This is a genomic window from Clostridium lapidicellarium (assembly GCF_041224415.1).
In the GTDB taxonomy this organism is placed as follows: Bacteria; Bacillota; Clostridia; order Clostridiales; family Clostridiaceae; genus Clostridium_B; species Clostridium_B lapidicellarium.
In genome coordinates, this window is sequence record NZ_JBGFFE010000010.1 from 89,642 (window position 1) to 96,457 (window position 6,816).

Genomic DNA, 6,816 nt, shown 5'->3' on the forward strand with positions numbered 1-6,816 from the left:
AATAATCACAAATATCAATACAATGTATTTGATGATTTTTAAATTATTAGAGGTATAAAATTATGGAAGCCCACAAAAACAGAAAAAAAATTACAGCAGACTTATTTTTATTACTGGCCGCCCTATTATGGGGAGGAGGTTATGCAGCTACAAAAGATGCTCTAAACAATGTAACTCCACTTTACATGATGGCCATACGATTTCTCTGCGCCGGAGTTTTAATTTCAATTATCTTCTTTAAGATAATGATAAAAATACATCTGGAAGACATAATTCGAGGTTCCATAATAGGCATATTTTTATTTTTAGCCTATACAGCCCAAACTATAGGACTCAATTACACAACTGCAAGCAAGCAGTCTTTTTTAACCTCGGTGTATGTGATCATATTACCTTTCCTATATTGGGCCATATTTAAAAACAAACCGACACATAGGGCAGTGATATCAGCCGTAATCGCCCTCACAGGCATAGCAATATTGAGCTTCAAGCCCGGCATGCAGCTTAATATAAATGTGGGAGACTGGCTGACACTTTTATCTGCTGTTTTATTTGCATCGCACATAATTTCAATAGCCTGTTTTGCAAGGAAATCCAATCCAATAATATTGTCTGTAGTGCAGATGCTGTTTGCAGGAATATTTTCTCTCCTATTTGCAATTATTTTTGAACCACCTTTTTCAGGAATACATCATGATGCCATATTCCCTATTTTCTATTTAGTGGTTTTCAGTACCATGATAGGATTTTTAATTCAGAATATAGCTCAAAAATATGCCAATCCCAATCACGTAGGAATATTGCTCTCACTGGAATCCGTATTTGGTGCAATTATATCTCTGATATTTTTAAACGAAATATTCACACTGAATATGGCAATAGGCTGCGGCATAATATTTCTATCCGTACTCATTTCAGAGACAAAATTGAAATTCACATTTAAAAAGAGTCTTTAAAATATGAAAGTACTTATGGTTTGGCTTTGCCGTTTTCTTCCTTGCCCTTATTTTTCTTTATACCTATTTTTTTGACTATTTCTGGAACCAGTTCTATTATCTTATCCAAATTATCCTTGTTTTTAATAGGAAGAACTTTAACTGTATCATCTTTTATTACAAGTACGGCATCTGCCGTTATCTTTGCACCTGCACCCATGCCAGCTCCAGAGCCTTCCTGTTTTTTATCATCGCCGCTTCCCTGTCCGCCTCCTCCAGTAGCACACCCGAAATTGACGGTTATAAATGGAACCAACGTTACATCTTCCACTTTTATAGGTTTGCCTACAACCGTCTCTGTCTTCAAAAAGTTTTCCAACTGTGAAAATAGTGCCTCAGTATTTTCTTTAATATCCATATTATCACCCCTTATATATTAAATATCAGCCAGCTTTCACTTCACCTGTCTTTTCAAATCTACGGCTCTTTACTCTATGCACCCTGCGGGTCTCTCTTTCTGCATTTCCCATTATAAAATTTTTAAAAATTATAAAAATCAAGGATATAATTTTCAAATCCCCTTTAATTTCTACATTCATATTACATACCTTGTTACAAAAATCCGGTCTTATATTTACTGAACTCTGTGGTACTATACTTTCAATTATAGCAAAAATCCCCCCCAATATTCCAGTAATATACGGATTTCCCAAGCCATAAACTCCCTTTATTTTAACATATTTAGGTTTAACTATATATAGAATTTTCTCTATAGACTTCCTATACGTAAAAAATTTTTTTATATTACTCAGGGCATTATGCCTGGGCCTTTTATCATTTGACTTCTGATGCCAGTGTTCTATGAAATTTTCAGGTATTTTTTTCACAATAAAAAACACCCTTACAGATAATTCTAGTTTTCTTCCCTTTCCCCTGCCTGCAAGAGAGATAATTGCCAAAGGCAGCTCAATTTTGAAGTTATATCTAGGCGTATTTTCTTCCAATACAAATTCAAATTTATAATTCATACTGCATAATACCATCAAAGCCAGAAACATTAAAATTATCAAAATTATAATTCCAATTACCTTTAACATTCCAAATTAAAATACCTCCTCCTGCAGAGCACAAATTTTAACAAGCATTTTATAATTAAGTGAAAATTTTGTTAAATTAAATATATATTTTTTAAGTCTTTTCTGGTAAGATCTATTATGAAGTTTATATTGATATTAGGAGAGAGCAGCTATGATTTTTTTCTTATACCTTTCAGGATTTCTGGCACTGTCACTGGGAATAAAATTATTTTACAAGCAGGGCAAAAGAATATCAAATAAAAATTACAGTGAAAGAGAACTATTACAATACTGGACAAAAAATATGATTTCAAATATAACCGCCATGTGCATAACGGCACTTTTTGTACTGTTCATCATCCCGCCCTTAATATGGATGTCTGCACCTAAAGAAACAAGTATTACAAATAAAGTACTTGAAACTAAAAACTTAGTCCCAATTTCATCTTCAGGTAAAAACAGCTATGTGAGAGAAGTGAAAAATAAAAACTCCAAAACCTGTATAATAAATACAGGAGACAATGAAAATCGGGACCTGCAGAGTTTTAACAGTAAATCTGTGGAAATTATACCTACTGCCAATGAAAATCCCAAATATGAAAAAATAGCAGAATACAGGATGAAAAAATTAAAAGGCAGCTGGATAATACCAAATTCCATAAATGACATTTATGCCAATATATACACGAACTATGGTCAGAAAAATTTTATAAAAGACAAAGTCAGACTAATTGTACCACCCGGTTCAAAACAATAATTTCTACAACTGAAACACGTTACAGCTATTATATCATATAAAAATTACAGTATCCATCAATGCCAATAAAAAAATATACATAAAAAAGATATAATGCTATTATATTTAATACAGGAGGTACACTGATGTTTAATTATTATGGACTCGTTATTGGCATTTTCATGCTGGTTTTAACCGGCATCGGCCATATAATTGTAATAAAAGGTGAATATCACTTTGGAACAAAAATATGGCCTTTATTTTTATTGGTAGGCTGTATAAGCATAGCTTTTTCACTGTTCAGCAGGAACACTGTAGTATCCGGACTTCTGGGGATTTTGGGTTTTACCTCACTGTGGAGCATACTGGAACTATTCAAGCAGAGGAAAAGGGTATCTAAAGGATGGTTCCCAAAGAAAGGCAACTAAAATATAAAGCAGGGTGTTATTAAATGAAAAAATTCTCTCTTATAAAATTGATATCTATATTTATAATAACTGCGGTGGCATTTTCCTTATGCTGGATCTATATATATCAAAACAGGGAAGTGAATATCTACAAATACAGCCAAATCCAGATACCCCTGAAAGGCAAAATTGTATGGAATAATTCCAATTTAAAAAATATATCCGTAAAATACAAAAACAACGATAACATAGACGTATATATATTTCCCGGTGCCAATGGAAGAACTCTACTCATAAACCCTCCCATGGACGGATTCCTGGACAACAGTAAAATCAACGTAACATTGTCCGCAAATCTACATTTTAAAAATTATAAGTTGAAAAAGGATAAAAAGCTGTGCTTTAAAGTAAATTCCGACAATTCCTCTAAGCTGTCAAAAATCATGAGGGCACCAAAATACGGAGATATAGTAGGGACAACTGATAATTTCCTGGGATACAAATACAACCATTATGGAATATATATCGGCAATAACAGGGTCATTCACTACTGCAGCAATACGGGCAGTGCAAAAGATGCCCGGATAAGGGAAACGGATATGACTCCTTATTTTAGACCTGAAAATTACTTTATTTTAAATGTAAAGAGCAATGTGGAATTCAATCCTGGGGAAACTGTAAGGAGGGCAAAAACAAGACTTGGAGAAAGAAGTTACAACCTCCTGCAAAATAACTGCGAACACTTTGCACTGTGGGCCAAAACTGGAAACTCCAGATCCTATCAGCTGGACAATTTATCGCAGGAAGAGCTGGCCCAGATAAAAATATTCACAGCAATGGGTATAAACCTGCAATAAAAAACCGCCTTTTATAAAATTTCAAAGGCGGCTTTTTCAATGTTATTGAGCTTTATACATACCTTTACTTTCCATATACTTATAGATGGACTCACCATGCTGCTGTTCTTCTTTTTGAATATGGTTCAATACATCCCTGGCGTTCGTATCCCTGAACTCAAATATTGAAGTATCATATGTACCTGAAACATATTTCTCCGTCATGAGCATATCCTTACACATATCTTCGTCATTAACTTGAGACATACCTGCATGTGATGAAGAAGCACCCGAATTCACATTCAAACTTGGTTTGGGCTGCTGGCTGCTGTTCAGATCAGGTACTTGCCCATTTAAAAGTGAATTCACACTGTTCAGATGTTCCTGCTCGGTAGAACCATTGTTTAGAAATAATTGTTTCAATTGAGGGTCCTTCGCCTGACTGGCATAATTTGTATACTTGCTTATGCACATTCCCTCATGGCTTTTCTGATCCTCCAGAAGTAATCTTTCCTTATTTGTTAAACTTATCGACATAAAAACACCTCCAGACCTATTTTGCATCACAAAGGATATTTTTATACCTTATAAAAAATATTTAGAACAGCACTCACACATCTAACCGACGTTAACACAATTGCCCATAATGAATATATTATCATTGTAAAGAGAATATAAGAGGTGAAAATAGTGCATTCGAATTTTGTTCCCTATATGAATCCTGGAGAATATATGATCCCTTCCATGTTTTCGGCCGGACCAGGTAAAAGATTGGCACAGGCCTACGTACCGATGCAGCCCTATATAGGTTTGCTCCCTTTGAATACGGCATTGAAAAAAGGCACCGTATTTCCTAATTTGGTTATACCTTATCCAAGCAATTAATATAAAATAGGAGGAAATAAATATATGAAAGATCGTAAAAAATTACTAGATAAAATACGGCAAGTGGAATTTGCTGCAGTGGATTTGAATATTTATCTAGATAATTTCCCCGATAATAAAAAGGCCCTTGCCGACTACAATACCCTGTCAAAGCAGCTCATGTATCTAAAAAGAGAATATGAAGCAAATTTTGGAATGCTTGCCAACTTTGGGCTCAGTCAAAGCGAATACCCATGGTCCTGGACAAATGAACCCTGGCCATGGGAAACTGGAAATTAGGAGGTTCCATATATGTGGATTTATGAGAAAAAATTAGAATATCCTGTTAAAATAAAAAGCAAAGATATACGAATGGCTAAATATTTGGTTGCCCAATACGGCGGCCCTGACGGAGAATTAAGTGCCGCCCTGAGATATTTAAACCAGCGTTATACTATGCCCACAGGCAAAACTAAAGGTTTACTTAATGATATCGGTACGGAAGAACTGGCACACGTGGAGATAATAGGTGCTATGATATACCAGCTTACGAAAAATGCCACTGTATGTGAATTGGAAGAAGCAGGCCTGGGCAGCCATTTTGTCCAACATGGGCGTGCACTTTACTGGCAGGATGCCAGCGGTTTTCCCTGGACTGCCGCTTATATAACTGCCACTGCAGATCCAGTGACGGATCTCCACGAAGACATGGCAGCGGAACAAAAGGCCAGAACAACTTATGAACACTTAATAACTTTAACAGATGATCCCGATATAATAGATGTCCTCAAATTTCTATGGGCAAGAGAAATAGTTCATTTTCAACGTTTTGGAGAAGCTCTTGTCCATGTCCAGGATAAAGCTGACTCAAAAAAATGTTTTTAATTTTTTGAAGACTGCAGAAAAATTTTGTATAACTGGAAATCTCGGTTTCCAGTTATATTTTCATATACTATTTAAATAAAAACAATTCTTCTATTGAAGTATCGAGAGCCTTTGAAATATCATATGCAAGCTTTAAGGATGGATTGTAATAACCTTTTTCCAGTCTTTGTATGGTTTCCCTTCTAACATTGACCATCTGTGCCAACTCCTCCTGAGTAATATTATTCAATTTTCTATGCTGCTTAATCGTCGTTATTAATTTCATTTCAATTCCCCTCGAAATAAAAAAATGACAATACAAAAATTGCTATAATTGAAAAGTACAAAATCAATAAAGCTGCTATAAAATTAAATACAGCATTCAAAGACAATGCCGATATTATTATGATAATTCCAATAATACAGCTTATAAAACTTATCATAGAAGCTTTTAACACATTTAGTCTAAATAATTCATCCTTGATTTTAGGGAATAATTTAAAAACAGCAGCAGCTATCATCAAAAGAGAGATCAAACCTACAACCAATACTGCCGCAGGGTTAATTTCCCCTGATTCAAGTCCACGGCCGTAAGTATTATACCAGTTCACAGTTGCAAAGAACATAGGAATAATGGTACAAACAATAAAAAATAACGCAGTAAACATTTTATTTTTTTCATTCACTATAAATCACATCCTCGTAATTCAAAATATCAGTTCAACATATGAGACAAATATATCACATTTATACTTATAAATCAATATCTATTTTTCTGCCACCCACTTTCTGAGATAAGGCAAAATAAAAAAGTGCAACAAGCTTATAACATTTTTAATGTTTAAACTCATTACACTTTAGATGTATTACATCTTTGATTTTTCAATATCTGCAAATTATTTTGGTGCGAAAGACGGGACTTGAACCCGTACGATTGAATCACACGCCCCTTAAACGTGCGCGTCTGCCAATTCCGCCACTTTCGCATGCAATAACTATTATAATTATTTTTTACACAATTGTCAATAAAAAATGTAGAAATTTATTGAGAATTATGATTTAATTGTGATAATGTCTTAGTATACCGCATTTGATTAT

At 34.4% G+C, this 6,816-nt stretch carries 12 protein-coding genes and 1 tRNA gene; 7 read left to right on the forward strand and 6 right to left on the reverse strand.

The window, feature by feature from the left end; all coding sequences use genetic code 11:
• Window positions 1-62 precede the first annotated feature (62 nt).
• Window positions 63-956 (forward strand): DMT family transporter, encoded by an 894-nt coding sequence (locus tag AB8S09_RS08700; protein WP_294184520.1) that lies wholly within the window; start codon window positions 63-65, stop codon window positions 954-956.
• Between the two features lie 13 nt (window positions 957-969).
• Here the strand turns inward: AB8S09_RS08700 and AB8S09_RS08705 are convergent, their stop codons facing one another.
• Together AB8S09_RS08705 and AB8S09_RS08710 are read right to left on the reverse strand one after the other, a co-directional pair.
• Complete coding sequence (locus tag AB8S09_RS08705; protein WP_369868948.1) at window positions 970-1,353, reverse strand: GerW family sporulation protein; 384 nt, start codon at window positions 1,351-1,353, stop codon at window positions 970-972.
• 25 nt (window positions 1,354-1,378) lie between these two features.
• Window positions 1,379-2,032: a DUF2953 domain-containing protein gene (locus AB8S09_RS08710; protein ID WP_369868949.1), complete on the reverse strand. Its 654-nt coding sequence runs from the start codon at window positions 2,030-2,032 to the stop codon at window positions 1,379-1,381.
• Window positions 2,033-2,183: 151 nt separating this feature from the next.
• Here AB8S09_RS08710 and AB8S09_RS08715 point away from each other — a divergent pair, with 151 nt between their 5' ends.
• The 3 genes from AB8S09_RS08715 to AB8S09_RS08725 all read left to right on the forward strand — a co-directional run bounded on the left by AB8S09_RS08715 (window position 2,184) and on the right by AB8S09_RS08725 (window position 4,011).
• A complete protein-coding gene (locus AB8S09_RS08715) occupies window positions 2,184-2,768 on the forward strand; it encodes a hypothetical protein (RefSeq protein WP_369868950.1) in 585 nt (194 codons plus the stop codon).
• A gap of 125 nt (window positions 2,769-2,893) precedes the next feature.
• Window positions 2,894-3,175, forward strand: coding sequence for a DUF4491 family protein (locus AB8S09_RS08720; RefSeq protein ID WP_369868951.1), 282 nt, complete (start codon window positions 2,894-2,896; stop codon window positions 3,173-3,175).
• 23 nt (window positions 3,176-3,198) lie between these two features.
• Window positions 3,199-4,011: a lecithin retinol acyltransferase family protein gene (locus tag AB8S09_RS08725; RefSeq protein ID WP_369868952.1), complete on the forward strand. Its 813-nt coding sequence runs from the start codon at window positions 3,199-3,201 to the stop codon at window positions 4,009-4,011.
• Window positions 4,012-4,053: 42 nt separating this feature from the next.
• Here AB8S09_RS08725 and AB8S09_RS08730 read toward each other — a convergent pair whose 3' ends face one another.
• The gene (locus tag AB8S09_RS08730; RefSeq protein WP_369868953.1) at window positions 4,054-4,527 is read right to left on the reverse strand and encodes a spore coat protein; all 474 of its coding nucleotides are present in this window, start codon (window positions 4,525-4,527) and stop codon (window positions 4,054-4,056) included.
• A 153-nt stretch (window positions 4,528-4,680) separates the two neighbouring features.
• Between AB8S09_RS08730 and AB8S09_RS08735 the strand changes: the two genes are divergently transcribed.
• Genes AB8S09_RS08735 through AB8S09_RS08745 form a run of 3 tightly spaced genes read left to right on the forward strand, consistent with a single transcriptional unit; the run spans window position 4,681 to window position 5,739 of the window.
• Window positions 4,681-4,875, forward strand: coding sequence for a spore coat associated protein CotJA (locus AB8S09_RS08735; protein WP_294184535.1), 195 nt, complete (start codon window positions 4,681-4,683; stop codon window positions 4,873-4,875).
• Window positions 4,876-4,899: 24 nt separating this feature from the next.
• Window positions 4,900-5,154: a spore coat protein CotJB gene (locus AB8S09_RS08740; protein ID WP_369868954.1), complete on the forward strand. Its 255-nt coding sequence runs from the start codon at window positions 4,900-4,902 to the stop codon at window positions 5,152-5,154.
• Window positions 5,155-5,166: 12 nt separating this feature from the next.
• A complete protein-coding gene (locus AB8S09_RS08745) occupies window positions 5,167-5,739 on the forward strand; it encodes a manganese catalase family protein (protein WP_294184539.1) in 573 nt (190 codons plus the stop codon).
• 67 nt (window positions 5,740-5,806) lie between these two features.
• Here AB8S09_RS08745 and AB8S09_RS08750 read toward each other — a convergent pair whose 3' ends face one another.
• From AB8S09_RS08750 to AB8S09_RS08760, 3 genes are all read right to left on the reverse strand, one after another.
• Window positions 5,807-6,004, reverse strand: a complete 198-nt coding sequence (locus AB8S09_RS08750; protein ID WP_369868955.1) for a helix-turn-helix transcriptional regulator — start codon at window positions 6,002-6,004, stop codon at window positions 5,807-5,809.
• A gap of 1 nt (window position 6,005) precedes the next feature.
• Entirely contained in the window at window positions 6,006-6,404 is a 399-nt protein-coding gene (locus tag AB8S09_RS08755; RefSeq protein ID WP_294184542.1) for a hypothetical protein, read from the reverse strand.
• A gap of 216 nt (window positions 6,405-6,620) precedes the next feature.
• Window positions 6,621-6,704, reverse strand: a tRNA-Leu gene (locus AB8S09_RS08760).
• Window positions 6,705-6,816: the final 112 nt, after the last annotated feature.